Genomic DNA, 26,734 nt, shown 5'->3' on the forward strand with positions numbered 1-26,734 from the left:
CTAGTGTTTTCCGTGAGCAGTGGCTCCAATGGAATCAGATACTGTTGGTGGAATCCGATAACGATGTGCGGCGTTCATACTGGGCTGGTTTCGAGGACAACCAGCGCTGGATTGTGGAGGAAGCGGCAAGGCTTGCCTCGGTGGTTGAAATGCCTATTGCTCAAGAAGCGTTGGAGCGATTGTCACAACAGCGGGAGGAAAGTTTTTCGGTATACCAGCAAGCGATGCAAGCGTCTGAGTCCTCAGTCTTCGACAGGCGCGGAGCCGATGACGCTACAAGAAGTTTGTTCGCACGAGATTTATTGCTAATCGACAGCGCATCCGATGCACTGAGCAGATTAACGAGCGAGCATGGCGAGGCGACAGTCTCGGATGCCCGACAATCGTTGTTATTATCTTTAGTTGGAGTTGGCCTGGCAATTGTCGTTGCCTTTGTGCTGTTTCTTGTATTGGTGGAGCGAAGTATTCTTCGACCCACTCGGTGGCTGGTCCAGGATTTGGATCGTATGGCTCTTGGGAATTTTGTTGAGCCAGTTCGTCAAGCGTCTAATGACGAGATCGGCTTGCTGGCGGGCAGCGCTGCGCAAATTCAGTTGAAGCTTGGACGTATTCTGGGAGAAGTCGCAGGAGCCGTAGGGCAGATTAGTGAGGCGGCGGATAGGCTTGCCTCGGTTTCTGAACAGGCTGGTGGCGATGTGATACAGCAGCGAACCGAGACGAAGCAAGTGGCTGATGCAGTGCATCAGATGAGTGCTATGGTGCAGCAGATGGCTAGCTATGCTGTAGAGGCTACAAATGCTGCAACCCAGGCAGATGACGCATCTGAGGCTGGTGGGCAAGTTGTAGAAGCAACTGTGGAGAGCATTTACTCGTTGGTGGATGATCTGAAGCATACCGCAAGCGTCATTCATCGTCTTGAGAGTGGCAGTGGTGAAATTAGTTCGGTATTGGATGTGATCCGCAGCATAGCCGAGCAGACTAACTTATTGGCTCTTAATGCCGCCATCGAGGCTGCCCGTGCAGGTGAGTATGGGCGTGGTTTTGCCGTGGTGGCGGACGAGGTGCGCAATCTCGCCAGGCGTACACAGGCATCGACCCAAGAAATCCGCGTAATGATCGAGGTGATCCTGGCTGGCACACTGGAGAGTGTCCAGGCCACAAACAGCAGCCTTAACTACGCCCAGTCCACGGTCGATGAAGCTAAGGAAGCTAATACCAAGCTGAGACTAATCGGCCAGGCCGTTCGAACTATTCGTAACATGAATGCACACATTGCAAGTGCAGCTGAACAGCAAGCCATGGTAGTTGAAGACATGAGCCGGCGTGCGGTCAGTATCAGCCAAATATCTGAGCAAAGCGCGACGGGCGTCGTACATGTCACGGAGGCTAGCGAACAATTGGCCGGGCTGGCAAGCGAGCTGCAAGGTTTGGTGGAACAATTTAAGGTTGCCTAACACATTATTGCATGACTTCACATCGAACCGGCTGTCTTTACGGCGCGCGAGGAGGATCGAATCTACTTGCAGGAACGTCTATCAGTCGGACCTATCATCTTAAAATGAGCGATAGGCTTCGACAATGGTAACAACATCTGCAAAAAGGCCGTTTGTTAAGATGAACGATGGTCATCATGTTGAATGACGGAGGCCGAAATGCTAATTTAGCGCTGAGGACAACCCTCTGAAAATGGAGTAGTTATGAACCTTATTCCTGCAAGCCGCTTACTGGATCTCAAAGGTCAGGTGGCTGTCATCACCGGTGCTGCACGTGGCATCGGACAAGCAATTGCCTGCCGGCTGGCCGACGCGGGTGCTTCGATTGTCGCGGTTGACCTTTCCGAAGAGGCATGTGCTGAAACTCTGACCCTGATTTGTTCCGCTGGGGGGCAGGCCAAAGCGGTTGGAGCGGATGTATCGAGTTCCGAGGACATACAGCGTATCGTCCAAACGGCGGTTAAAGTTTTTGGTGGTATCGACATCCTCGTCAATAACGCTGCACTGCGCGGCTGGTCTGCTTGGGACACGCTCACCGAGTCTGATTGGGACCGGTTCATGGCGGTGAATACTCGAGCAGTTTTTTTCTTATCCCAAGCTGTTGCAAAGCAGATGATTGTGCAGGGGCGGGGAGGTGCGATGGTCAACATCGCGTCCACCGCGGCGGCGCACCCGGTTCGTTTCAAAGTTGATTACAACACGGCCAAGGCCGGTGTGGCGATGATGACGCGCTCGCTCGCTGTCGAACTCGGACCGCACAATATTCGCGTCAATGCTGTCGGGCCTGGTGCCACTCGCACACCGGCAGCCGTTCCAAGCACCGGGCAGCAGCAGGTGGGTCTCTCGCCTGATGAGGTCAGGAAATTGGGAGAGGCATGGTTCGCCAGGGTGCCGCTCACTGATAAGCCTGCTGAGCCAGATGAGATCGCGCGCGTGGCGCTGTTTCTCGCTAGTTCGGCGGCCAGCTATGTAACTGCTCAGGTTATCTATGCCGACGGTGGTTACTTGGCTGGCTAATTCGAGGTTCTTCATCCGGGCGGCCAAATATGGGTTGCAAGTGTGTCGGAGCCTGCTCTTTTGTCGCGGAGGAAATAACAGTGTCTCTGAATGGTTTCGGCGGATCCCTGAGTGCGAACCTAAGCTTGGCGAATAGCAACGGTTCGAGTTGAAATGGTCAATTTTATGATCTGTATGCCGGTGATGTGGTCGGTAAAGGAGGGGGAGCATGATTCCTGAACGCTGGAGTGCGATATTCGGCCTTGATGGGAAGGTGGCCGTCGTCACCGACAGCGGCAGCAATTCGAGCCCGGAGGTTGCAGCGTTGCTGGCTGAAGCGGGTGCTACCGTGGTAATCGCAGATCGCGATATCAGTTTGGTTGATCGTGTGGTTGCCGACATTCGAGGGGGAGGCGGGCAGGCAATAGGGATATGCACAGACGTCGAATCGGAAAATTCGGTAATAGCGTTGTTTAGTCAAGTTGCTGCTACCTTTGGATCCCTCGACATTTTGGTTAATTGCGCCGCTCTGAATGCCAATCGTCCCCTGGAAGAGTTTCCACTGAATGTATGGGATGAGGTTCAGTCGGTGAATCTGCGTTCGGTGTTTCTCTGCATGCGTGAATGCATTCGTCAGATGTTACATGCGGAGCGTGGGGGGCGAATCGTCAATATCACCACGATGGGCGCCCGTCACCCTGTATTGAATGGCAATAGTGCTTACGCAGCGGCGCGGGCCGGCGTCACCGGGTTGACTCGCTCGGCAGCCATGGATTACGCGTCCCATGGAATCCTGGTGAATGAGCTCTTGCCCGGTGCAATTCCCGGTAAGGTGCGCTTTCACTCCGATAACTTGGCAGCGTTACAGGCTGGGAAAAACTTCACGGGTCCCGGAGGCGATGCTGCGCGACGCCTTCCCTTGGGATTCGGCTCTCCGGCGGATGTCGCAGCGGCAGTTTTGTACCTGGTTGGCCCGTCTGGCGGCTACTTGACTGGCCAATCCATCGTGCTTGATGGCGGTTTTTTGGTGTCTTAGATCGCTGACATGTCTTGTGTAAATTTGCCGCTGCCCCCCCCTGCTCCGAGGTGAAGCGTAGCTTGGAGCAGGTCCTGTTTTTGACTTGAATGCTGTGTGCCCTCATTGCCTCGGATACGACTGATTGAGTTGGGTCGTTTCGCTGGGTGTGAGACGACGAGGGAGGTGGGGGGAGGCAATCCGCAGGCTTTTGAAGCCTCATTTCTCCCAGCCAAGGCTTCCCTATAAAGGAAGGGTTGCGTCGAAAACCAAACGGTGTTCAAATATAGAAACGTAGTACGCGATTGTGAACGACGATTTTTTTTGGGCCTGCAAACAATTTGCAGGCCCGGGAGAGCCCTGAAGCAGTTGGAGAATAATAAGATGAAATATACTTTCGCGGTATTGGGTGTAGCCCTTGCCATTACCAGTGGGTCCGCTGTCGCCGCCGTATCAACGGAGGAGGCTAACCAGCTAGGTACAACGCTAACTCGCTTCGGAGCAAATCCCAGCGCAAACGCGGATGGATCCATTCCGCCCTACAATCCCGCCACAGCTAAAATCACTCCTCCGTCTAGCTACAAACCAGGCAGTGCTCGATATCCAAGCCCATTCGAGGCGGAGAAACCGCTCTTTACCATCACCGCACAAAATATGGCGCAGTATGCGGAGAAGCTTGACGAGGGGGCGAAAGCATTACTGAAGCGGTTTCCTGAAACCTATAAGTTAAATGTATACCCCACTCACCGTACGGCACCTTATCCAGCATGGGTTCTTGATAACACACTGCGAAATGCCACTCAGGCAAAGTTGATAAACGATCAGGGCGACGGTGTTGAGAATGCCTATGGCGGTATTCCTTTCCCGATACCTAAAAAGGGTCTTGAGATTCTTTGGAATCACCTCTTGGCTTGGCAACCGACCTATGAGGATCAAACCGCGGGCTACATGGTTGACTCTTCGGGTGGTGTTACCACCGTGGGTATGAATCTCGGATATTTTTACACGCCGTATTATAACGCTGACAAGACTGCTCTTGATGGCCCCAACTACCGCATGATGCTGAATAAGGCTATTGGTCCCGCGCGTCGGGCCGGAGAGGCGGCGCTCTCGCATTATCCAATGAATTATGCGGAGCAAGCACAAAATAACTGGAGTTACAGTCCAGGTCAGCGTCGTGTGAGGCTTGCGCCTGAATTTACATATGACACGCCTGCAGCGACGTATGGTGGTGGCATATTCTGGGATGAGATATTTTTGTTTTCCGGGCGCCCAGATAAATTCGATTGGAAGCTGGTTGGCAAGAAAGAGTTGTATATTCCTTACAATGCGAACGATATTCCTCTTAGTAAGCCCGATGATATTCTCGGTAAAAAACACTTGAACCCTGAACGAGTGCGCTGGGAGCTACACAGGGTCTGGCAGGTTGAAGCAGTGCTCAAGCCCGGGCAGCGACATGCTTACTCCAAACGCATCTTCTCTTTTGATGAAGATAGCTGGAGAATGGTCTCCGCTGTCGGATATGATCAGGCAGGAGAGGTTTACCGTGCCGGCTACAGCGGTCTATTCCAGGTGTACGATGGCGATAACTCGTTCATGTTTAATCCTTTCTGGGTTTACGACCTGAGTAAGGGACAATATCTGATTACTCCGCTCTGGGGCGATACTGGTTTCCTTCGTCCTATCAAGCCTCGCGGGCCGACAGCTACGACACCGTCGGCAATGCAGGGCTCAGGCATTCGCTAGCGGTAACCGGTCGCCTTCAGAAAAGTTGGCGACCGGGCTAGTTCAAGCATTCCCGGTTCGAGGCTTATCAGCGATATAAAGGCGTCTTGTCAGTGACAAAAGAACCTGCGAGAAGCAACAGGCAGGGCTCTTGGAAGTGTTGCTAAGGTTGGATGCAGGCCACGTAGATTGTCCATAAATGCTGCTTCCTAAGCGCTATAACTGTGAGGCTTTTCCGAGAAATGCGTCAGAAGACCAAAACCCAAAAAAAACCTGGCGCGGCAAGATCCTTCGGCTTTCTCTATCCTTTGCTCACCGGCTTATTGCTACTGGTTACTTTGGTGATTTGGTTCGTCCTGCAGCGGAGCGAGCCCACGCTACCGCTGCCCGAAGTGGTATCACCGCCAAAAGTCACACACCCGGTAGAAAGCACCTCCGTTTTGGTCGATGAAGGCCAGTGTCAAGGGTGTCACACCCAGCAGTTCAAAGATTGGCGCGGCTCACATCATCAATTGGCGATGCAGGAAGCGCGTGATGACACAGTACTCGGCGATTTTGGCAATCGGACCCTCAAGGAGGGTGGCGAGACTACTCGCTTCTACCGCAAGGACAGCGCGTTTTGGGTCAACACCCCGGGTCCGGATGGCAAGCCTGCAGACTTCCGTGTGGCCTATACATTCGGAGTCACTCCGCTGCAACAATACTTACTGGAATTGCCCGGCGGTCGACTTCAGGCCCTTTCCGTCGCTTGGGACGTCGAGCGAGGGCGTTGGTTCCACCTCTATCCGGGGCAGAACATTGACTTCAAGGATGAACTGCACTGGAGTAAACCGCAGCAGAATGCCAATTTTGTTTGCATCGAGTGCCACACCACCGGTTTCAAACGTAATTTCAACGCGTTGACGGAGAGTTACTCAAGCCATTGGCAAGCTCTAGGCGTCGGCTGTCAATCCTGCCATGGACCCGCCTCTGACCACCTAAAATGGGCTAGCAATCAGCATACCGATTCCAAACGCGGTTTCGATTTGTCTCTTACCCAATCCGACAATGTCACTCAGGTGGAAACCTGCGGACGTTGCCATGCCAGGCGTGCGCCACTTGGGGACGGCTTTCAGGCTCACAAGCGGTTGATGGATGACTATCTGCCCAGTCCACTGACTCAAGCGCTTTATGAGCTGGACGGTAAAATCAAAGACGAAGTTTTCGAGTGGGGGTCTTTTACCCAGAGCAAAATGTTTTCCAAGGGCGTTCGTTGCAGCAATTGCCATAACCCACATAGCGGCGAATTAAAGGCATCTGGCAACGGCGTGTGCCTTCAATGCCACAACCCGGCAGGGGAGAGCTCCGTGCCAGGTATTGATGACAAGGGGTTGAAAGGCAAAAATTCTGACTCCCCTGAGCATCACCAGCACCCGCTCGGAAAACCTGGATCACAATGCATCGATTGCCATATGCCCGGTAAGCTCTATATGGGTAACGACTTTCGTCACGATCATAGTTTCACGCTCCCGAATCCAGCCCGCGCGCTGAAGATGGGTACGCCGGATGCGTGTCTTGGCTGTCATAAGAAAGATGCAACTGACAAGATCCTCCAGCAATTTCAAATCTGGTACGGTTCCGAAGACAAAGGGAGCAAACCGCGTTACGACGAAAGCCTGCGGTTGATCCGTAACGGCCTGCCCGGTGCTTCTCAAGCGCTGCTTGCGCAGCTAGACGCTCAAGACTTGCCCGCCATCCGCCGAGCCACTTTATTGGCCGAACTGTCCGTTTACCCTAGCGAGCGAGCGCAGAGTCTGGCAGTGCGCGACTTGCACCACGGCGATCCTCTCGTTCGTCGTGCGGCAGTGGAAGCTGTCAGCGCTTTGTTGCCGCCGCAACAGCAGGTTGCCCTGCTTGGCCCGGTGCTTGACGACCCTGTGCGCGCAGTGCGTTTCGCTGCCGCCAATTCCCTTTCAAGTCTGACGAGTGTACCGCTTGGTCAATATCAGACACGCTGGGATCGTGCCATCGGCGAGTACGAATCGACGCAGCAGGACCTGGCCGATCGTGCGGAAGCCAACCTGAATCTGGCAATGCTTTACCAAACTCAGGGACGCACCGCCCTGGTCGAGCCCGCGTTGCGTGACGCCTTGCGGCGCAACCCTGATTTCCTCCCTGCCATCGTGAGCCTTGCGCAGTGGCTGGAGGGGAGTTCCCATGAACTGGAGGCGCATCAGTTGCTCGATGATGCCATTAGCGCCCATCCCCAGGCTGCCATGCTATACCACGCAAAAGGCTTAGCGCTGTTTCGCCAGAAAAAACGCGAAGCCGGCATCAATGCGCTTGGTGACGCCGCCCGGCTCGCGCCTGACGATGCCACCTTTAGCTACGTCTACGCCATTGCTCTGCACGACAGCGGAAATTTGGAAGGCGCCATTGAGAACCTTGAGCGTCTGCTCAAGCGTCAACCGAGTGATAGAGAGGCGCGCATGGCCCTGATCGCTTATTACCGTAAAGCGGGTCAACTGGAGAAGGCCCAGGTTCTTCAGTCCGAGCTTAAACAGATAAATCCAGGGGATCCGGCGTTTCGCCAGGAGTGATGGGTTGATCGGATTTCAAATAAGGGCTGGCTCGGAATTGCGGCTGAGACACAGGTATTGTCAACGCCTGTGCATCTGCTTTGCAGGCAGATCAGCGCCCCTCTAGAAAAGTCGCGCGACCGGCTGGTCCGTGCTCCCATATCCTTTCAACTATCGCTTTTCAGGGTTGAGAAAAGCGACGCATCTGCGTGGTTGTTGTCAATTGGCGTTCGTGTGGAACTCAGGTGCTTATCCAAGTCCGATCCAGTTCTCGCGACGCTTGAGCAAGCGTACCGCAATGGCAGGACGAACGTTGTTGACGCCCAAAAACACATGGGATAATCTGAACATCATTCGTATTTATGAACTTTTTTGGTTGAGACTGAGCATCATGGATCGCGTGGCGAGGTATCTGCTGTGGTGAGCTGACTGGCAGATGGGCGAGCTGAATATAACAACAACAACAACAGCAGTAATCGGAGGTCGGGATGTCAAACAAAAAAAATATTAATGGGCAAGCGCACGAGCTTTTATTCGTTACAGCGGTGGCTTTGAGTACAGTTTCTGTACCGGTGCTTGCTTTTGATCTTGATGTCGGGAATCCCGACTTTAGCATCCGGCTTGATACGACGGCCAAATACACCTCCGGTATGAGAGTAGAAGGGCGCGATAAACACATCGCCAGCGCTCCTAATAACGACGAGGGTGACTACAAGTTCGACAGAGGCGAGCTAGTGATGAATCGTCTCGATCTTCTGTCCGAAATGGATGTGATCTACCGCGATCAGTATGGTTTTCGAGTCAGCGGCGCAGGCTGGTATGACGATGGCTACAAAGATCCGTCCGTAGAGCAAAACCCTTCATTGGCAGCTCGCGGGTGGCAGAGCAGCTATACCAAGGACAGCTATTCCGGAAACGTCAAACGATATTATCGTGGCCCTTCAGGCGAAATACTTGATGCCTTTGTATTTGCCAACCTCTCGGCAGGTGACACGCCCATCTACCTCAAGGCCGGGCAACACACCATATATTGGGGCTCCGCAACGTTTGATTCCTTCGCGCAGGGTATCAACTACGGGCAAGCGCCTCAGGACGCGCGCAAGGCTGCTGCGGTGCCGGGCACCACAGCAAAAGAAGCTTTTCTTCCCGTAAACCAACTATCTTTCACCTCTCAATTGCTACCAACGTTCTCGATCGCTGGTCAGTACATGCTCGACTGGAAACCATCCCGTTTTCCTGAGGGGGGGACTTATTTTTCCGGTTCGGACTTCCTTTTTTCAGGGCCGGAGCGCTTCCCGCTCGGCCCTGGCTTCTCTGTTCCACACGCAGACGCACTTGAGCCCAAGGATCATCACGGTAGTTTTGGGCTCAGCGCTACGTGGACCCCGGACTACATGAAAGGTGGTGCTGTATCCGCCTACTACCGGAAGTTTGACGACCCCACGCCGTGGCTGGCGCCTCAGATTTTAACATCGGGTGGCCGTCCCAGTGCCTACCGTTTGGTTTACCCAGAAGACATAAAGCTCTTTGGGTTGGGGGTCAACATGACCGTGCTGGGCGCTAGCGTAGGTGCGGATATTTCCATGCGCAAAAATGCACCTCTGGTCGCATCTGGCGTTAGTCTGATCGACAATGAGGGGCCGCGCGGCGATACCCTTCACGTTATCCTGAACGCTGTTAAATCTTTGCCAAATACCCGGCTGTGGGATACAGGTACCGTAATTGCGGAACTGTCCTATTCACATCTGCTGGATGTTACTGAGCATGAGGAGTTGTTCCGTGGGAAAGGCTACGCCGGTTGTACCAATGCCACGCGCACGGGTAAGGGCGGCGTTGAAGACGGTTGTGCGACCGAAAATTTCTGGGGGGTGTCAACCCAGTTCACCCCTCAGTGGTTACAAGTATTTCCTGGTGTCGACCTGTCACTTCCCATCACGGCTCGGTATGGTCTTAGTGGTAACGGCGCAACGAGTCTCAGTGGTAACGAGGGGGCGTATGCATACTCTGTTGGTATAGCTGCAGACTTCTACCAGAAGTACAAGGCACAGCTTACCTATGCTGATTCCTACGCCGACTACAATTCAATCAACGGTGTTGCGGTTAATGGGAATGGCGGCTACGGGACCAATGACCGTGGCTGGGTCTCACTCTCATTACAGACGTCCTTCTGAATGTCGAATCTGTGAAAAGTTGACTGGCGGTGCCGTTACGTCTCTAGTCATTTCTTTATCGCGCTAAGACATTCAAAAACCAATGTCTTTGAATTGTATTCCGATCGTTTTAGGCGGAAGCGATGGTATCGCGGCGCCCGCGGTCGCAGGGTTGCAACTTTGTGTTTGCAAAGTTTTACCTGCTGGCACGCGGGCGATTCGATAAATACTGGAGGAAACATGTGGCGTCTAACAGGGCCCGCAGTTGTGTTGGCAACACTCTTGCTGCCGATCCACTGCTTTGCCGACCCATTCAAAGATCCGTTGGATCTACCAGCTGCAATCACTGCCAGAGCGACGACTGGCCTTGTGCTGGATATCGCCCAAGCTGGAGACAGATTAGTCGCCGTCGGAGAGCTTGGACGCGTATTGGTTTCTACGGATAAAAGCGCAACTTGGCACCAAGTGGAAACCCCGGTGAGTGTCGACCTTGTGGCGGTAGATTTCCCCACTCCCGATCAAGGCTGGGCCGTTGGCCACAGCGGTGTAGTGCTTCACTCTGAAAATAGAGGACGAACATGGAGCAAGCAACTCGACGGCCGACAGGCGGAGAGTGTCATACGTGACTACTACCGCAAGAGGCTTGATGCCGGTGAGGCTGACATGGAACCCTACCTACGTGATGTAGATCTGAATTATCAGAACGGCGCCGAGATGCCATTTTTGGATGTTTGGTTTCGTAACGAGCGCGAAGGATTCATTGTCGGTGCCTTCGGCTCGATTTTAAAGACTCAGGACGGAGGGCGCAGTTGGTCGCCGTGGATGGACAGGATTGAAAATCCCGAGCTGCTCCACCTCAATGCGATTGCTGGAATAGGCAGCAATGTATTTATCGTTGGAGAAAAAGGCCGCGTTTGGAAATTATCCGACGACGGTGATAGGTTCGTGGAGCACCAGACCGGTTATGTGGGTAGTTTCTTTGGTGTGATCGGAGAATCAAACTCTGTTTTGGCGTTCGGCCTGCGTGGGAATGCATATATGAGTATGGATGGAGGGGGTACGTGGAAGGCGCTCGCATTGCCAACTAAGGCGACCATCTATACCGGTGCTGTTTTGGCGGATGGCCGGGCCGTCATGGCCACGCAAAGGGGAGAGCTCGTTGTCGGGAGTCTGGAGCGGGCCGATTTCACGATCACCCCAACCAGTACTAATGCTCTTTCTACGGGTTTGACTCAGTTGGGGGCGGACTCAATTGTCGTTGTTGGCGTTCGAGGCATACATCGGGAGTCCCTGCCGCAGGTACGGCGTGCTTCTGGTATCGAGTCAGAAAAACAGAGGTAGACATGGGAAGCAATGTTTTGCATCAACCCGAATTACCGGTGATAACCGATAGAAAACTATTTGATGCGGAGTCAGGTAGTTGGCTGGAGCGTAGTGTCTTTAATCACCGATTGCTCATCCTCGTCGTTATTTCGGTCATTTCGTGCCTGCTTGCCTGGCAAGCGTTAAAGCTTCCGATGAATGCCAGTTTTGAGCGGATGATTCCTGAATCACACCCGTGGATTCAAAACTATTTCGAGAATAAGGATTCTTTAGCGGGGCAGGGTAACACCGTTAAGATAGTGGTTGAAAATCGCAGTGGCACTGTATTCGATTCCAAGTACTTGGAGGTGCTCCGTAAGATCAATGATGAAATATACCTGACGCCTGGCGTAGACCGTTCCTGGGTACGTTCATTGTGGATGCCGATTGTACGCTGGACAGAAGTAACTGAAGAGGGCTATAGAGGGGGGCCGGTTATGCCGGATGGTTTTGATGGCTCCCCAGAAAAAATTCAAATACTACAGGATAATGTTCGACGATCAGGCATTGTTGGTAGTCTTGTTTCGAATGACCTTAAATCCAGTTTGGTGCAGGTGCCAATACTCGAAACACTACCGAATACGGGAGCTTTAATCGACTATCGGGCTTTCAATGATCATTTGAATGCAATAATTAGTAAATACGACAGTGACGGTATCGGGATTCATATTGTTGGGTTCGCCAAGTTGGCGGGTGACTTAATAGTCGGGCTCAGCGAGGTGATGACCTATTTTTTAATTTCGGTGGTTATCGCGACGCTGTTTATCTTTGTATATACACGATGCTGGCGCAGTACGCTGCTGCTGGTCTCCGTATCTATGCTCGGCGTGGTATGGATGCTAGGGTTGATGCAGTTGCTAGGATTTGTACTCGATCCCTATTCAATTCTCGGCCCCTTTCTTATATTTGCTATTGGTCTTTCCCATGGCGCTCAAAAAATAAATGGGATTATGCAAGATGTTGGGCGTGGAACCCACAAGTACGTTGCCGCTCGTTACACGTTCCGTAGGCTTTTCTTCACCGGTTTCACGGCGCTCATAGTCAATGTGGCTGGGTTTGCTGTGTTAATGATCATCGATATTCCGGTTATTCGAGATTTGGCACTGACCACCAGTCTTGGCGTGGCAGTGTTGATCCTTACTAAGTTAGTCCTGATTCCAGTCTTGTTGTCTTATACCGGTATCAGTCCCCAGGCGGCTCAACGATCACTTCGCGACGACCTGGAGGAAGAGCGAGGCCGAGGAGTGATCAGTGGTATATGGAGATTTTTTGCGCTATTCACAACGCGTCGTTGGGCGATCACCGCAATATTAGTGTCGCTCGTCATTGGCGCTACGGCGTTAGTAGTGCGCACGGACATTCAGGTGGGTGATCTCGACGCCGGGGCGCCTGAGCTAAGACCGAATTCTCGCTACAACCAAGATATCGCTTTTGTGAACGCCAACTTTGGTCAAACCAGTGATCAGTTCACGGTTATTGTCAAGACTCCACCCGGACAGTGCGAGTCCTTTCAAACCATGACTGAGGTGCTTCGGCTAAGCGAGGTATTGCGAGACGTTCCAGGCGTGCTGGCGGTTCGAAGTGTGGCTGATGCAGTGAAAAGCACATCAGCGGGTTTGTACGAAGGAAATCCTAAATGGATGTCTATTAGTCGTACACCTAGCCTGCTCGTTGCTGCGCGCGGTCAAATCAATGTTGATCAGCCCGAACTTACCAATAATGAGTGCGCTATCACGCCCGTGATTGCTTACCTCAGTGATCATCGAGCGCAAACATTACAGCGCGTTTCGTTGGTCGTACAAGAGTTTGCTAAGCTGCACGACACAGACGAGCGCAAATTTCTCTTAGCTGCCGGTACAGCCGGCATTGAGGCCGCGACTAATATTGTTGTGCATGAGTCTTTTTGGCGCATGCACTTTATATTATATGGTGCCGTGTCTCTTCTTTGCTTCATCACGTTCCGGTCTTGGCGGGCGACGGTCGTTGCGCTGGTTCCGTTGGTTCTTACATCAATTTTGTGTGAAGCCCTAATGGGGGGGCTGGGTATCGGTGTCAAAGTAGCGACCTTGCCGGTCATTGCCTTGGGAGGCGGGGTGGGGGTGGACTATGCTTTGTATTTGCTGAGCATTCAGTTGGCTCAGCAGAGAGGTGGCAAGTCACTTCAGGAGGCGCATAAAATCTCCTTGAAATTTACTGGGAAAGTTGTGGGTTTGGTTGGCTTGATGATGGCGGCTGGCGTGTTTACGTGGATACTTTCGCCAATAAAATTTCAGGCCGATATGGGGATTCTCTTAACCTTTATGTTTCTCTGGAATATGATTGGATCGCTCGTACTGATCCCGGCCCTTTCGTATTTTTTACTGCGCGATACCTTTAGTCTAAATGGCGCTGAACTGGAGCAGCCGGGACGGCTAACTGCGTCCCAGGCCAACACTACCTTAGTGAGCCGAAATGCGGCTAAGCGTTCGATTGAGGGCTCGATAGGATAGCGATATTGTTACAAAAAGGGGCGCGGTGGTTGGCGTAGCCGCCAATGCGCCCCTGGGTTCGACGACCCGGTGCATGGTGCAAAACGATGCTTTTGGTGCTTTGTGATCCTCCAGACTATTTTGCGGGAACCCCAGATGATTCTTTTCAAGGGGATGAAGGGTTAAGCTCTTTCCACGCGTCTTGATAAATCCGATGGATTATCTGCACCACCAAGTCGGCTGAGGGTGACAGCTTTCGACCGGCTAGCGACGCAATGACCAAGTTAGCGGTCAGCGGGTTCTTTTGGTTGGGCTGTGTCTGTTCGATAATTGTGCCTTGATGGCACTCTTTTGCTACAACCGTTCGGGATGTGAGCCATACAGCGTTTGTGCGTTGAACGACCACTTTCAGCGTGAGAAAATCGTCGCAACTGAGACTCGTCTTGAAGGACTGCAGCAGTGGGTGTATCGATTTCATCAACTGCGGCATGCTGCCGGCCATGAATGGATAGGCCGATAAGTCTTCTATATTTAAACTTTTCTGAGTGGCCAGAGGGTGTTCTGCTCTTACAAATAACGACAGCGGCAGTTCACCGAGCGGAGATATCGTAATCCTCGGAGCTTTCCCAAGTTGACCTGAGGAATGAAGAAAAAACTCGATTTCTTCCGCAAGCAGGGCGTCGCGAAGATGGTGGACGTCATTCACATGGGAGCGTACCTCAATCCCTGGATAACGATTGATAAGTTCTGTCAACACATCAGCCATGAAAGCGGCGGCCACCATCGGGCCCATGCCAAATGCGACCTCGCCGAGCTGTCCAGCTTTCGATAAATCTATATCGCGGCGCAGGCCCCCGAGCGTCAAGCGAACTTGCTCTGCTCGCTCAACTAACAGTTGACCTTCACTGGTGAGACGAGCTCCGTGTCGACCCCGCTCAAATAGCTTGACGCCTAATTCATCTTCGAGCGCCTGAATGCTCCGACTCAGTGCCGGTTGGGTGATATGCAGTTCTTCGGCCGATCGAACAAAATTGCCCGTTTGTGCGAGGACTGTCGCATAGCGTAGTTGTCGAAGATCCATAATTTTTATTCATAGAATGATGATCAATTATTCATTGGACGGTATTTTTCTGCAAGTAAATACTTAATCGTTAGGGAGCTTCGTTGACCCAAGATCAGGCTGTTATCTGGCCACTTGAGACGGGAGGCGTTTGAAGTAAGCAGCAGCCAGGGTTTGCGGGTCGACAACGGGTCATTGAGTTGTAACAAACAGCGGGCGCCTGGTTTTTTAGTGGGCTGATGACCAGCCGGCTACGGGGTGGCGCCGTGGAGCAATTGAGGAGAAATCATGCGTAGAATAAGAAAATGGGTGGTTGGACTTGGCCTAGCGTTGACGTTCTTCGGGACGGTCTCTGCGACACAGGCTGCCGAGCCATTCAAAGGCAAAATTAGCATGAGCGGCACAGACTCGGTGCCTGACTGGCCGACGCGGGTGACAGCGCCTAAGGGCGCCCCTAACGTCTTGGTCTGGATGCTTGATGATGTCGGCTTCGCTCAATTGGGCGCATATGGCGGGTTAATTGATACACCGAATATTGACGCCCTTGCGGCGAACGGTCTGCGTTTCAATAATTTCCATACGACGGCCCTCTGCTCGCCGTCCAGAGCAGCCCTGATGACGGGCCGCAATCACCACGCGGTCAGTGTCGGCGGGCACTCGGCGGCGGCATCGGGTTTCCCGGGCTACTGGTCGCAGGTGCCTAAGAGCGCAGCCACTGTTGCCAAGGTTCTCCAGCAGGGAGGCTATGCCACCTACGCTTTGGGAAAATGGGATCATTTACCTAACGAAGATGTCTCGGTGGCCGGTCCATTTGACTTCTGGCCAAGCGGGCAGGGCTTCGATCGCTTCTACGGGTTTCTTGCCGCCGATATCAACAACTTTAAACCTGCCATGTGGTCGGATCACACGCCGATCGAGCCTTTTGTGGGTAAGCCCGATTACCATCTAAGTACCGACATCACCGATAAGGCCTCCGATTGGATCAATAATCTTCAAGCCGCCGCGCCGGGGAAACCCTTCTTTATGTATTGGGCCACTGGCGCGGCTCATGCGCCCCATCACGCCCCCAAGAGCTATATAGAGAAGTACAAAGGCAAGTTTGATATGGGCTGGGATAAGGCTCGGGAGATGATCCTGGAGCGCCAGAAAAAACTTGGGGTAGTGCCAGCAGATACGCGCCTGCCTGAGCGCCCAGCCGATCTCCCTGCGTGGGACAGTCTCTCCGCCGATCAGAAACGTGTGGCCACACGGTCCATGGAGGCTTTCGCTGGTCAGTTGGAGCATGCCGACCACGAGTTTGGTCGCATCCTCGCCACGTTGGAACGTTTGGGTGAACTGGACAACACCGTCGTCGTCGTGACCTCTGACAATGGCGCTTCAGCCGAGGGTGGGCCAGAAGGCACTTACAACGAATATCGCATGTTCAATGGCATGCTGACGAACACGCAAACCAATCTAAAGTTCTTGGATTCTTGGGGTGGGCCAGACACCTATCCAACCTACCCTGCTGGTTGGGCCATGGCAGGCAACACGCCCTTTAAATACTACAAACAGACGGTCCATGAAGGCGGTGTGCGGGATCCGTTGATCATCTCTTGGCCGAAATCCATTCAGGAAAAGGGGGCGATTCGTAAGCAGTTCCATCACATGACGGATCTGATGCCGACCTTGCTGGAAGCTGCAGGTGTTTCGATTCCCAAGATTGTGGATGGCGTTGAGCAGCAGCCTCTAGATGGCGTGAGCATGGCTTACACCTTTAAGGAAGCCGATACTGCCACGCACAAGAAGAGGCAGTATTTCGAGATGTTCGGTAACCGCGGGATGTGGGCCGACGGCTGGAAGGCGGTAGTCGTTCACAATCCTCGGCCATGGGAAATCTATACCAACACGCCTTTTGAAAGCGACGTTTGGGAGCTATACGACACGACCAAGGACTTCAATGAATTGAATAACCTGGCCGAGCGGAACCCACAGAAGCTGGCCGAGATGATGAAGTTGTTCGATGCTGAGGCCAAGCGCAACAATGTTTATCCATTGCGCCCACCTTTCGGAAAGTTCAGAGCACTCCAGTTGGCGGAAAGGCTACGTTCGGTTGACGGCACTTTTGAGTACGTTGGGGGTGGCACGCGGGTTCACGAGCAATTGGCGCCTCCGGTCTTCGGACGTGACTACAGCATTACCGCTCAGTTGGACGGTTCTGGAGCCATCCCTGAGGGCGTAGTCGTTGCCATGGGCGGCAATATGGGGGGCTATTCCCTGTACGTGAAAGAGGGGCGGCCGGTGTTCGGTTACAACTACTTCGGGGAAGAGCGCTATGCCGTGCGTTCCGATACGCGTCTGTCCTCTGGAAAGTCGGAGTTGCGTTTCGAGTTCAAGAATATCAACAAACAGCAAGCGGTGGGGACCTTGTTTATCGACGGTAAGCAAGTCGGTCAAGCAGAGATCTCGCGTTTGGTGCCGATGATGTTTTCGATCAACGAGACGTTCGACATTGGTCGTGATACGGGCAGTCCAGTCATGAACGACTATGGCGACGTCGCAGAATTCTCCGGAAAAATCGACAATATTACTTTCAAAATCGACATCAGCGACCTCAAGGCCGTTGCTACTCAGTAACCGTACTTGCGAGGAGAAATACAATGACGCTTTCGTCTTCTCATCATCGAGAGTTGGGTATTACCGGTAGGCCTTTCGTCGGTGGTCGGTTCCTGCTGGACACGGCGGGTACACCCGTTCAGCACATCAATCCCAGTACCGGCAAGCCGCAGGCAGATCTCTACTTGGGGGCTGCGGTTGAAATCGACAAAGCTGTCGAGGCTGCTAGGGTTGCACAAAAGCAATGGGTTGCGATGACACCCTATGCCCGTATCGGCTGCTTCAAGCGATTGGGGGCTCTGCTCGGCGAACATGCTGAGCAGCTTGCCTTCCTTGGCGCCCGAGAGTCCGGTATCCCGGTGAGTATTCCGTTGCTGCCGATGGCACAGAGCTGGATTGACCACTATATGGGGTGGATCGACAAGATCGAGGGGAGCTACGTTGGCGAGTCCTTTCCAGCTCCGGGGTTTAGCTATACGCGTCGCGAACCCTACGGTGTAGTCGGTGTAATCATTCCTTGGAACGGCCCATTGATAGCGGCTTGCATGATGGTCATGCCAGCCATCGCCGCCGGTAATGGCGTGGTGTTGAAACCACCCGCCTTGGCGCCGTTCGTCGCTTTGCGCCTTGCCGAACTGGTGCTTCAAGCCGGTTTTCCCGCTGGATTATTTAACGTCGTACCCGGTGAGGCGGAGGCTGGTGAGGCCCTGGTTGCTCATCCTCAGGTGGGTAAAATCGCGTTTACCGGCGGTGAAGGGGTGGCTCGTCGTGTCATGCTCGGCGCCGCCGCGAATCTGAAGCCCGTTGCGTTGGAGTTAGGCGGCAAGTCCGCCAATCTGGTTTTTGAGGATGCAGATCTCGATGGGGCGGTCATTCAGGCTGTCTATGGCGCACTTGCCCTAAGCGGGCAAGGTTGTGTCAATCCCACTCGCCTTCTCGTGCATCGTGCCCGCTATGATGAGGTGGTGGCCCGGGCCGCAGCTGTGGCCGACTCTATCAAAGTGGGCGATCCTTTCGCCCCCGATACTGTGTCTGGTCCCGTGATCTGCCAAGCAGCCTGCGATCGTATTCTCGGTAACATCGAGAGCGCGAAAAGGGAGGGTCGTTTGGTGGCAGGAGGGCAGCGGATGGGCGGTGACTTGGAGGCCGGCTTCTTCATCCGGCCGACTGTGTTCGCCGACGTTGTGCCTGAAAGCTTTCTTGCTCAGAACGAGGTGTTCGGCCCGGTGTTAGCTATAACCCCCTTCGCCGACGATGCCGAGGCCCTAGCTATTGCCAACGGCACTCGCTACGGGCTAGGCGCCTATCTCCACACCCAGGACATAGATCGGGCGCACGCGTTTGCTGAACAGTTGGAAGCGGGTTACATCAATGTAAACGGCTTCGCCTCCATGGCGCCCATGTCCCCCTTCGGCGGATACAAGCAGAGCGGTTTTGGCCGAGTGGGTGGCTGGGCGGGTATGGAGGAGTACCTGCAACTGAAGAACGTTTTCGTCGCTCGGCGCGAAGTTCGGTCGTAGGTTAGGTCATTTTCGACTGCATCGTCGGCGATCGCGTGTTTGCTGGAGGCGACGATGGGGTTGTTAATATTGAGACGGGGTTAATGCAGCGAGGAATGGTCAAACTTTAAACCGTTGACCATCCCGTCGTATGGCGGTTGGTACCCCTTATCGAACCTATTCAATCGATTTGGTTTGGGAGACGAACACAGGAGTGGCCGTCTCTCAAACCTTCTTTGGTCCAGTTATTCGCTGCTCAACATCTCAGCCGCAGTCTGCGGATATGGGCAATTCATAATTAGCCAGGAACATATCCAGCGCCGCATTCACCACTGACAGCTGCATGGCAGCAGGCAAAAGTGGCTGACGCCAAATGACCTGTGGCCAGAATGCAAATTCCTTAAGCAGGGCGTGTACCTGATGGGCGATAAAGTCGGGATCGCCTGCCTTGAGTTTATGATCTGCCTGAGCGGCACGAATCCAGATAGCGAAATTTTCCTCTCGCTTGCCTAAACGGCCCACCATGTGCTGCGCGCGTTCAAGGGAGTGAATGGCCGTTGCGGTGACAACCCGCGTCAAGTCCAAGAAGTTGGAGTCGTTGAGGATATGCATCTCCCTCAGCAGAATTTCCTGCAACTGCTCGCGTAAGGGTCGGTTGCCGCGATACGCGAACGCCAGTTCTTGAGCACTGCTGATCCATAACTGATGAAGCACTTCCTCGAATAATTTTTCTTTACTGTAGAAGTGGTTGTACACCGTGCGTTTGGAAACAACAGCATGGGTGGCGATTCTGTCCATGCTGGTGGCATCGAAACCGTTGTTCCGGAATTCGGAAATGGCTGCCTGAATAATCGCAGTGCGTTTTCGATCAGCCAGGCGCCGTGGCGCTTTCATGAATACTCTTCGGGCATGAGCACCAGGATATTCCTACTCACTGAGAGATGGGGGAATTGCAGGGTCGCATTCAACGCAAATGCAGAACGTAACGTTCAGGCCATGTATCAATCGTAAGTGTAGAAACCTCGACCGCTTTTACGCCCCAGATAACCCGCCGCAACCATCTCTTTAAGCAACGGCGACGGGCGATATTTAGGGTCGTTGAAGCCTTGGTGGAAACTTTCCATAATCGCCAGCATTGTATCCAAACCGATCAGGTCGGCCAGCGCCAGCGGACCAATAGGGTGGTTACAACCCAGTTGCATGCCTGTATCGATATCTTTGGCGCTGGCCAAGCCTTCCTGCAAAACGAAGATCGCTTCGTTGATCATAGGGCACAGAATTCTATTCACGACGAAACCTGGGCTATTTCGAGCGGCCACGGGGTTCTTGCCAATTTGCTCTGCCAGCGCAAGTGCCACAGTATGGGTTGCATCTGAGGTTTGTAGGCCGCGAATGATTTCGAGCAATGCCATCAGCGGAACCGGATTGAAAAAGTGCAGGCCTATGAAACGCCCAGGCTGGGTGACCACTGCGGCCAATTCGGTAACAGACAGCGAAGAAGTGTTGGTGGCAATGATGCAGTGGCGGCTGACGACGCTGTCGATCTGTTTGAGAATGCGCTTCTTCAGCTCAAGATTCTCGGTAGCGGCCTCAATCACCAGATCGACGTCGCGCAATAGGGCGTAGTCGGTGGTTACGGATATCCGGGCGAGGGCGTCCTGTTTGTCCGTTGCACAAATGCGCTCTTTGCGTACCTGGCGTTCCAGGTTTGCCGTGAGCGTCGCCACGCCTTTTTCCAGCGCCTCGTCGGCAACATCCACCAGTGCGACACGGATGCCCGCCAGCGCACAGATTTGCGCGATTCCGTTACCCATGGTGCCTGCGCCAATAACAGCAATATGTTGAATACTCACGATAGCTCCTCAAACACGCTCAAAAATAGCCGCGATACCCTGGCCGCCGCCGATACACATGGTCACCAATGCATAGCGCCCGCCAATGCGCTGCAGTTCATGAATGGCTTTGGTGGCAATGATCGCTCCGGTGGCCCCGACCGGATGGCCAAGGGAAATCCCCGAGCCATTGGGGTTGACCTTTGCCGGATCCAGGTTCAGTTCCTGATTCACCGCGCACGCTTGTGCGGCGAATGCGATGTTGGCTTCGATAACATCCAGATCAGAGACCGTCAGACCGGCACGCTTCAGGGCAAGGCGTGTGGCAGGGATGGGGCCAAGTCCCATCAGTTCAGGTTCGATACCTGCATGCGCGTAGGCAACCAGGCGTGCAAGCGGACGCAGGTTATTAGCCTGGACCGCTGCGCCGGTCGCCATCACCAGCGCGGCGGCGCCATCGTTAAGGCCGGAGGCATTACCTGGGGTGACCGTACCATCCTTCTTGAAGGCCGGCTTCATCTTTGCCAGTTGTTCCATCGAGGTGAGGCGCGGGTGTTCATCGACATCGAACAGTTGCATGGCTTTTCGAGTGTGTACTTCAACGGCCGCGATTTGCTCGATGAAGCGGCCTTCCTCGATGGCACGAAACGCGCGCACCTGATCTTCCATGGCCAAGGCATCCTGCATTTCGCGACTGATACTATTGCGCACTGCAATGTTCTCGGCGGTGATGCCCATGTGGATGCCATGAAAGGGGTCTTGCAGGATGCCGAGCATGTAATCGACAGCCTGGGTGTTGCCCATTCGTGCGCCCCAGCGAACGGCGGGCAAGATGTACGGACCACGGCTCATGGACTCGACCCCCGCACCGATGGCGATTTCGGCGTCACCCAGCAACAGGGTTTGAGCCGCCGAGATGATGGCTTGCAATCCGGAGCCGCACAGACGGTTGACGTTGAAGGCAGGGGTTTCTTTCGGGATGCCGGCATTGATCGCGGCAACCCTGGAAATGTAGGCATCTTGCGGTTCGGTGGGAATCACATTGCCCATCACCACATGTTTGACCTGCGCCGGATCGACGCCACTCCGTTGCAAGGCTGACTTGACGGCCGTGGTGGCCAGATCGGCCATCGGTACGTCTTTCAGTGATCCGCCAAAAGTGCCAATGGCGGTCCGGGAGGCGCTGACGATAAATACTTCAGGGATGCTCATTCTCGATCCTTGTTGTTCAGGCTTGTGCTCATGTGGATAGGGAGGCAGGATCAGGTACGTTCGAAAATCGCCGCCAGCCCCTGGCCTCCACCGATGCACATGGTCTCCAGTCCATAACGACCTTTGCGACGCTCCAGTTCATGGAGCAGGGTACTGAGCATGCGCACACCCGTGGCACCGATCGGATGGCCCAGGGAAATGCCCGAGCCATTGACATTGACTCGTTCCAAATCGTGCCAACCCCATCCCTTGAGCACCGACAATGCCTGGCAGGCGAACGCTTCGTTAAGCTCAATCAAATCCATTTGATCCAGGGTCAGTCCGGTCTTGGCCATCAGCTTTTGCACGGCAGGTACCGGACCGATGCCCATCATTGCCGGATGGCAACCGCTAGCCGCCCAGCCCGCCAGAAATCCCATCGGTTTAAGACCCAACTCTTCAAGCTTGTCTTCCGCCACGATCAAGCACGCTGCCGCGGCATCGTTTTGCTGACTTGAGTTGCCGGCGGTAACTGTCCCGTCCTTGATCAGGGGGCGTAATTTTCCCAGTGAAATCAAGCTCGAGTCAGCACGGAAGCCTTCATCCCGGTCGAACAGTATCGGCTCGCCCTTGCGCTGTGCAACGCTGATGGGCACGACCTCGTCATTGAAACGTCCTTCGGACCACGCCTGGGCCGCGCGCTGATGACTTCGCAAGGCAAACGCGTCCGATTCCTCTCGGCTGATGTGGTATTCCCTGGCGAGGTTCTCGGCCGTCTCGATCATCCCCGAGATTTGGCCGAAGCGTTCTTCCGGTTGCGAGCGTTCACGGCCACGCTCAAGTCGGTCATGCATCTTCACGCTGCCAGTGCGTGAACCCCAGCGCATGTCGGTCGAATAATATTCAATGTTACTCATGCTCTCGACACCGCCAGCCAGCACTAGATCTGCGGCCCCGGTCTGTACCATCATGGCCGCTGTGATGACGGCTTGCAGTCCTCCCCCGCAACGGCGATCGAGCTGCATACCGGGCACTTCTATGGGCAACCCCGCCTGCAATCCAATCCAGCGTCCTACGCAGGGCGTTTCACTGCTGGCGTAGGATTGAGCAAAAACGATGTCTTCGATCCGGGCCGGATCCAGTCCTGTACGTTCCAGTATCGCCTTGACTACATGAGCGCCCAGCGCTTCAACGGAGACCGGCCGTAAACTGCCGCCAAAGGTTCCGACAGGGGTTCGTAAGGGCGCAACGATCGCGGCACGTCTCATTACATAGTTCTCCAGATGTGGTCAGCCTTCAAAGGCTGGCAGATTGTTCCAGTTGTTCACGAAAGTCAGGGTGAGCAATGTCCAGCATCTTTAAACGACGCTGTCTGAGGCTCAGGCCTCGCAAATCAGCTACGCCGTATTCGGTGACGATCAGGCCCGCGTCGCTGCGCGGGGTACTGACAGGGCCGTTGATGCGTGAGACGATGCGGCTGTGGATGCCGGAAACGGAAGGCAAGGCAATGATGGGCAGGCCGCCACGGGACCGCCGCGCTCCACGGAGGAAATCAAGGGCACCACCCACAGCTCCAATGTAGGTACCACCGGCAGTTTCCGCGTTGATCTGGCCGCTCAGGTCGACTTCGATGGCCGAGTTCAGCGCCACGAAACGTTCCAGGCTGCCCAGTACCTGCAAGTCATGTGTGTAGGCCGTCGAACGCATCTGGATAGCTGCATTGCAGTGGGCGAAATGATTTAGACGGTTACTGCCCATCAGCACGCCAGCGATCGTGGCGCCCCGGTCGATGGTTTTATGGATGTTGTTGATAACACCTTTTTCCATCAGGTCGACCACTCCATCACCGATTGCACCGGAGTGCACGCCCAGATTGCGATGGCCGCCAAGGGCGCTCAGGATCGCTTCGGGAATGACCCCCAGACCGAACTGCAAGGTAGAACCGTCTTCGATCAAACCGGCAACCTGACTGGCAATCGCCTGTTCGATCGGACCGGGCCTCGACGCAGGACTTTCAAGTGGAGAGCGGGAAGTCTCCACAATGCAATCGAGGTCTTCTTCGTAAAGGTAGCGCTCGCCGAAGGTCCAGGGCGCCTGATGATTGACTTCTGCGATGATCAGGCGGGCATGTTCAAGCGCCGGCAGCAGATATTCATGGGCAAGACTCAAACTGTAACGGCCTTGCTCATCGGGAGGTGCGAGTTGCAGCAACAGCACATCGATTTTCAACGTGCCGTCGCGGATCATTTCGGGGAATTGCGAATAATGGCAGGGCAGGATATCCAGGACGCCGGCTTTGGCCAGCGCACGGTTGGCTCCGCCACCGCAGTACGAAATGAAGTCGACCTGGTCAGCGTGCTCAGGCCGACAGGTGTCGCTATGAGTGATGCCGAGCATGACCCGGAACCGTCCCATCTGCGCCCGCTGCTCCATCAGCATTTGAGTCAACGGCAGAGGTTCGGCATTTGCCTGACCCCAAAGAACGGTATCGCCGGGGCGGATCCATTGGCAAAGGTCCAGGCGCTCAAGGGGTATGTTCTGAGTCATGATGTAATTCGTTATTATGAACTTCGTTCAGAATAACATGATGCTCAGGACAAGTCGCAAGCGCTTTTTTGGCCGCCATAAAAAAGCCCCCGCATCGCGAGGGCTTCGTTCGGACTTACGCTGCATCAGCTCCTGGCGATGAAGTTTTTACCGTTTTCATACATGATTTTGCGTTGTTCTTCGAGGCTGCAAGTGGTCAGTGCCTCACCGATGAAATCAGCCGGGGTCGGCACGCCTTCGGCATGAGGGTAGTCCGAACCGGTGATGATCCAATCGACGCTGCCGGTTTGATCGATCAAGCTGCGGATGTTGTCTTCCGGGTAGGCGACCACCCCGACGTGGCGTTTGAAGATTGTGCTTGGACGCTCTTTCAATTGGCCAGCAGGCCATAGCCCCATCTTGGCCATGCCGCGAACCTTGTCCATCTTCACCAGCATGTTCGGAACCCACTCGGCGCCGTTTTCGGCCGAGAGCAATTTGATGTTCGGGAAGCGCTCGAAGAAATTCCAGAAAATGAAGTTCGAGATGGTCTCGATCACCGGGCGTTCGCTGTAACCATGCATCCAGACAAACGCCGACTGGCGCATCCGCGATTGCTGCATCAACTCGCCCCACACGGCCATGTGATGCTTGAGATAGATGGCCTCGGAAACGTGATAAACGACGCGTACATGGGCTTCGTTGAGGATCGACCAGAAGCGGTCATAGTACGGGTCGGCAGGGGAGCGGCCGATTTCGTTCGGGCCCATCGGCATCAACACCAGCCGAGCACCGTTCTTGACAACAAATTCCGCCTCCTTGATTGCCGAGTCGATGTCAGCCAGGGAGATCAACGGGGCTGAGTAGATACGGTCAGAGTGGTTGAATTTCCACTCATCGAGCATCCAGCGGTTATAGGCATGCAACACCCCGGCAGCCGCCTTGGGTTCGTCGAGGTAGCTGACGGCTGCAACCATGTTGCCGCAGTACATGAAGCAGCCTTCCACGCCAAACTCATCCATCTTTTTGAGCCGGTCCTGGGCGTTGTACATGTCTGGGGTCATGTCGACGCGCATTTCTACTTCACCATGGCCGTCCTTCATGGCACGCAACCATTCGTGCAACTTGCCAGGCGGAGGAACCTTGCCGTCTGCAGTGAAGTACCCGGCGCTGACTTCAACCTTCTTCTGGCCTACGTAAAGGGCATATTCACCGTCGGCACCGACGCGCCATTGAAAGCTCCAATCTTTTTCCAGTTCCTTGGGCAGGTAGCGGCTCCAGGAGTCCGGTTGCTCGTAGATATGGGTATCGCCATCGAAAATTGCGCCGTTGTACGTGCTCATCACTAAACTCCGGTTACCATTTTTATGAATGATGTTCACACTTTTTGTGCGTAGGGTCATTCTTATTCATAGGCTTGGGATGTGCAAATGCAATATCGTATTTCGTTAAATTAATATCATTTTGATATGGATTGGCGATTCAGGGCCTCATTCCCTGCGATCATTACCTGAGGCGCTGCTCATACGACATTCGTTGGGACGCACCCAGGCCTACCCTTGCGTTGCCCAGTAGCACTGGATATGGTTTTTGTGTTTGTATTTATGTATGTCGTTCAATATTTCTCGGTGCGCGTTTCATTCCGCATCCCTGATCGTATCAACCATGAGGTTCACATGGCACAACAGCTGCCCGCTTTTCCTGCCCTTGCGAAGGTAATGGTGACTCTTTTCATCGAAGGGACCGCAGAGTTTGTCGACGACTTTCTTTTCTTGTGTGAACCGGTACCGAGTCTTGATGCTGGAGATTCTGTTGCACTGGAGCTGCATTTCGATCCCTTGCTGGCGGAGGCGGGTTCGCTCAAGCTCGAGAGTGGCGAAGTCGCTCGGCATGAAGCGGCCTGGCAGAGCGACGTAATGCGCTCACAAAACGCCACTGTCAAAGCACGCATTAGTGCTGCTAACACACCGAACGGCAAGCGTCGCCAATTGGAAGTGGATTTCAGAATGGAAGCTGATCTACAGCCCGAGACGGTCAAGCTCGCTGAGCTTTTTCTGATTCGCCAACTGAAAAGTCATTTCCCGAATGGCAGCATTGCAGCCAGCTGGAAAGCAGACCTCGGTGATCAAGGGATTTGGTACGGTGATACGCAATTTGCCTACAACCTGATTCAGCCGGGTGTTGCCGGTCTGCACCCTGAAGTCCATGCTGGCCTGGTCGAGCATTTTTCGGACCCGCGGTGGCGTTTCATCTGAGTGTTTCTA

18 protein-coding genes are annotated in these 26,734 nt (G+C 54.1%); 11 read left to right on the forward strand and 7 right to left on the reverse strand.

The annotated features are described in order from the left end of the window. The first annotated feature begins 767 nt into the window (after nt 1-767). The 8 genes from HGO40_RS30720 (at nt 768) to HGO40_RS02185 (ending at nt 13,788) form a co-directional block, all read left to right on the forward strand. Nucleotides 768-1,454 carry a methyl-accepting chemotaxis protein gene (locus tag HGO40_RS30720; protein ID WP_502943180.1) on the forward strand — a complete coding sequence of 229 codons (687 nt, stop codon included), beginning with the start codon at nt 768-770 and terminating at the stop codon, nt 1,452-1,454. A 243-nt stretch (nt 1,455-1,697) separates the two neighbouring features. Continuing rightward, nucleotides 1,698-2,510 (forward strand): SDR family NAD(P)-dependent oxidoreductase, encoded by an 813-nt coding sequence (locus HGO40_RS02155; protein ID WP_250961675.1) that lies wholly within the window; start codon nt 1,698-1,700, stop codon nt 2,508-2,510. A gap of 208 nt (nt 2,511-2,718) precedes the next feature. Further along, nucleotides 2,719-3,525, forward strand: a complete 807-nt coding sequence (locus tag HGO40_RS02160) for an SDR family NAD(P)-dependent oxidoreductase (RefSeq protein WP_250961676.1) — start codon at nt 2,719-2,721, stop codon at nt 3,523-3,525. Nucleotides 3,526-3,888: 363 nt separating this feature from the next. Continuing rightward, entirely contained in the window at nt 3,889-5,250 is a 1,362-nt protein-coding gene (locus HGO40_RS02165; RefSeq protein WP_250961677.1) for a DUF1329 domain-containing protein, read from the forward strand. A 221-nt stretch (nt 5,251-5,471) separates the two neighbouring features. Then, nucleotides 5,472-7,808 (forward strand): tetratricopeptide repeat protein, encoded by a 2,337-nt coding sequence (locus tag HGO40_RS02170; RefSeq protein ID WP_250961678.1) that lies wholly within the window; start codon nt 5,472-5,474, stop codon nt 7,806-7,808. A gap of 467 nt (nt 7,809-8,275) precedes the next feature. Continuing rightward, nucleotides 8,276-9,958 carry a DUF1302 domain-containing protein gene (locus tag HGO40_RS02175; protein ID WP_250961679.1) on the forward strand — a complete coding sequence of 561 codons (1,683 nt, stop codon included), beginning with the start codon at nt 8,276-8,278 and terminating at the stop codon, nt 9,956-9,958. A 219-nt stretch (nt 9,959-10,177) separates the two neighbouring features. Then, nucleotides 10,178-11,278, forward strand: coding sequence for a WD40/YVTN/BNR-like repeat-containing protein (locus HGO40_RS02180; RefSeq protein WP_250961680.1), 1,101 nt, complete (start codon nt 10,178-10,180; stop codon nt 11,276-11,278). A 2-nt stretch (nt 11,279-11,280) separates the two neighbouring features. After that, nucleotides 11,281-13,788: an efflux RND transporter permease subunit gene (locus tag HGO40_RS02185; RefSeq protein WP_250961681.1), complete on the forward strand. Its 2,508-nt coding sequence runs from the start codon at nt 11,281-11,283 to the stop codon at nt 13,786-13,788. A 145-nt stretch (nt 13,789-13,933) separates the two neighbouring features. On the opposite strand, the gene HGO40_RS02190 is transcribed toward HGO40_RS02185, so the two are convergent. After that, nucleotides 13,934-14,848 carry a LysR family transcriptional regulator gene (locus HGO40_RS02190; protein ID WP_250961682.1) on the reverse strand — a complete coding sequence of 305 codons (915 nt, stop codon included), beginning with the start codon at nt 14,846-14,848 and terminating at the stop codon, nt 13,934-13,936. Nucleotides 14,849-15,220: 372 nt separating this feature from the next. On the opposite strand from HGO40_RS02190, the gene HGO40_RS02195 reads away from it, so the two are divergent. Then, nucleotides 15,221-17,443 carry an arylsulfatase gene (locus HGO40_RS02195; protein WP_250961683.1) on the forward strand — a complete coding sequence of 741 codons (2,223 nt, stop codon included), beginning with the start codon at nt 15,221-15,223 and terminating at the stop codon, nt 17,441-17,443. Between the two features lie 23 nt (nt 17,444-17,466). Then, a complete protein-coding gene (locus tag HGO40_RS02200) occupies nt 17,467-18,942 on the forward strand; it encodes an aldehyde dehydrogenase family protein (protein WP_250961684.1) in 1,476 nt (491 codons plus the stop codon). Between the two features lie 243 nt (nt 18,943-19,185). Here HGO40_RS02200 and HGO40_RS02205 read toward each other — a convergent pair whose 3' ends face one another. The 6 genes from HGO40_RS02205 to HGO40_RS02230 form a co-directional block, all read right to left on the reverse strand. Next, nucleotides 19,186-19,815 (reverse strand): TetR/AcrR family transcriptional regulator, encoded by a 630-nt coding sequence (locus HGO40_RS02205; protein ID WP_250961685.1) that lies wholly within the window; start codon nt 19,813-19,815, stop codon nt 19,186-19,188. A gap of 107 nt (nt 19,816-19,922) precedes the next feature. Next, nucleotides 19,923-20,774, reverse strand: a complete 852-nt coding sequence (locus HGO40_RS02210; protein WP_250961686.1) for a 3-hydroxybutyryl-CoA dehydrogenase — start codon at nt 20,772-20,774, stop codon at nt 19,923-19,925. Nucleotides 20,775-20,783: 9 nt separating this feature from the next. Then, nucleotides 20,784-21,965: an acetyl-CoA C-acyltransferase family protein gene (locus tag HGO40_RS02215; RefSeq protein WP_250961687.1), complete on the reverse strand. Its 1,182-nt coding sequence runs from the start codon at nt 21,963-21,965 to the stop codon at nt 20,784-20,786. 50 nt (nt 21,966-22,015) lie between these two features. Next, nucleotides 22,016-23,212: an acetyl-CoA C-acetyltransferase gene (locus HGO40_RS02220; protein ID WP_250961688.1), complete on the reverse strand. Its 1,197-nt coding sequence runs from the start codon at nt 23,210-23,212 to the stop codon at nt 22,016-22,018. Nucleotides 23,213-23,240: 28 nt separating this feature from the next. Further along, nucleotides 23,241-24,491 (reverse strand): acetyl-CoA hydrolase/transferase family protein, encoded by a 1,251-nt coding sequence (locus tag HGO40_RS02225; protein ID WP_502943178.1) that lies wholly within the window; start codon nt 24,489-24,491, stop codon nt 23,241-23,243. 125 nt (nt 24,492-24,616) lie between these two features. Beyond that, nucleotides 24,617-25,813, reverse strand: a complete 1,197-nt coding sequence (locus HGO40_RS02230) for an amidohydrolase family protein (protein ID WP_250961690.1) — start codon at nt 25,811-25,813, stop codon at nt 24,617-24,619. Nucleotides 25,814-26,053: 240 nt separating this feature from the next. On the opposite strand from HGO40_RS02230, the gene HGO40_RS02235 reads away from it, so the two are divergent. Then, a complete protein-coding gene (locus HGO40_RS02235; RefSeq protein WP_250961691.1) occupies nt 26,054-26,725 on the forward strand; it encodes a hypothetical protein in 672 nt (223 codons plus the stop codon). Nucleotides 26,726-26,734 lie beyond the last annotated feature (9 nt).

Source organism: Pseudomonas sp. CG7, assembly GCF_023701885.1.
Lineage (GTDB): Bacteria > Pseudomonadota > Gammaproteobacteria > Pseudomonadales > Pseudomonadaceae > Aquipseudomonas > Aquipseudomonas zanjanensis.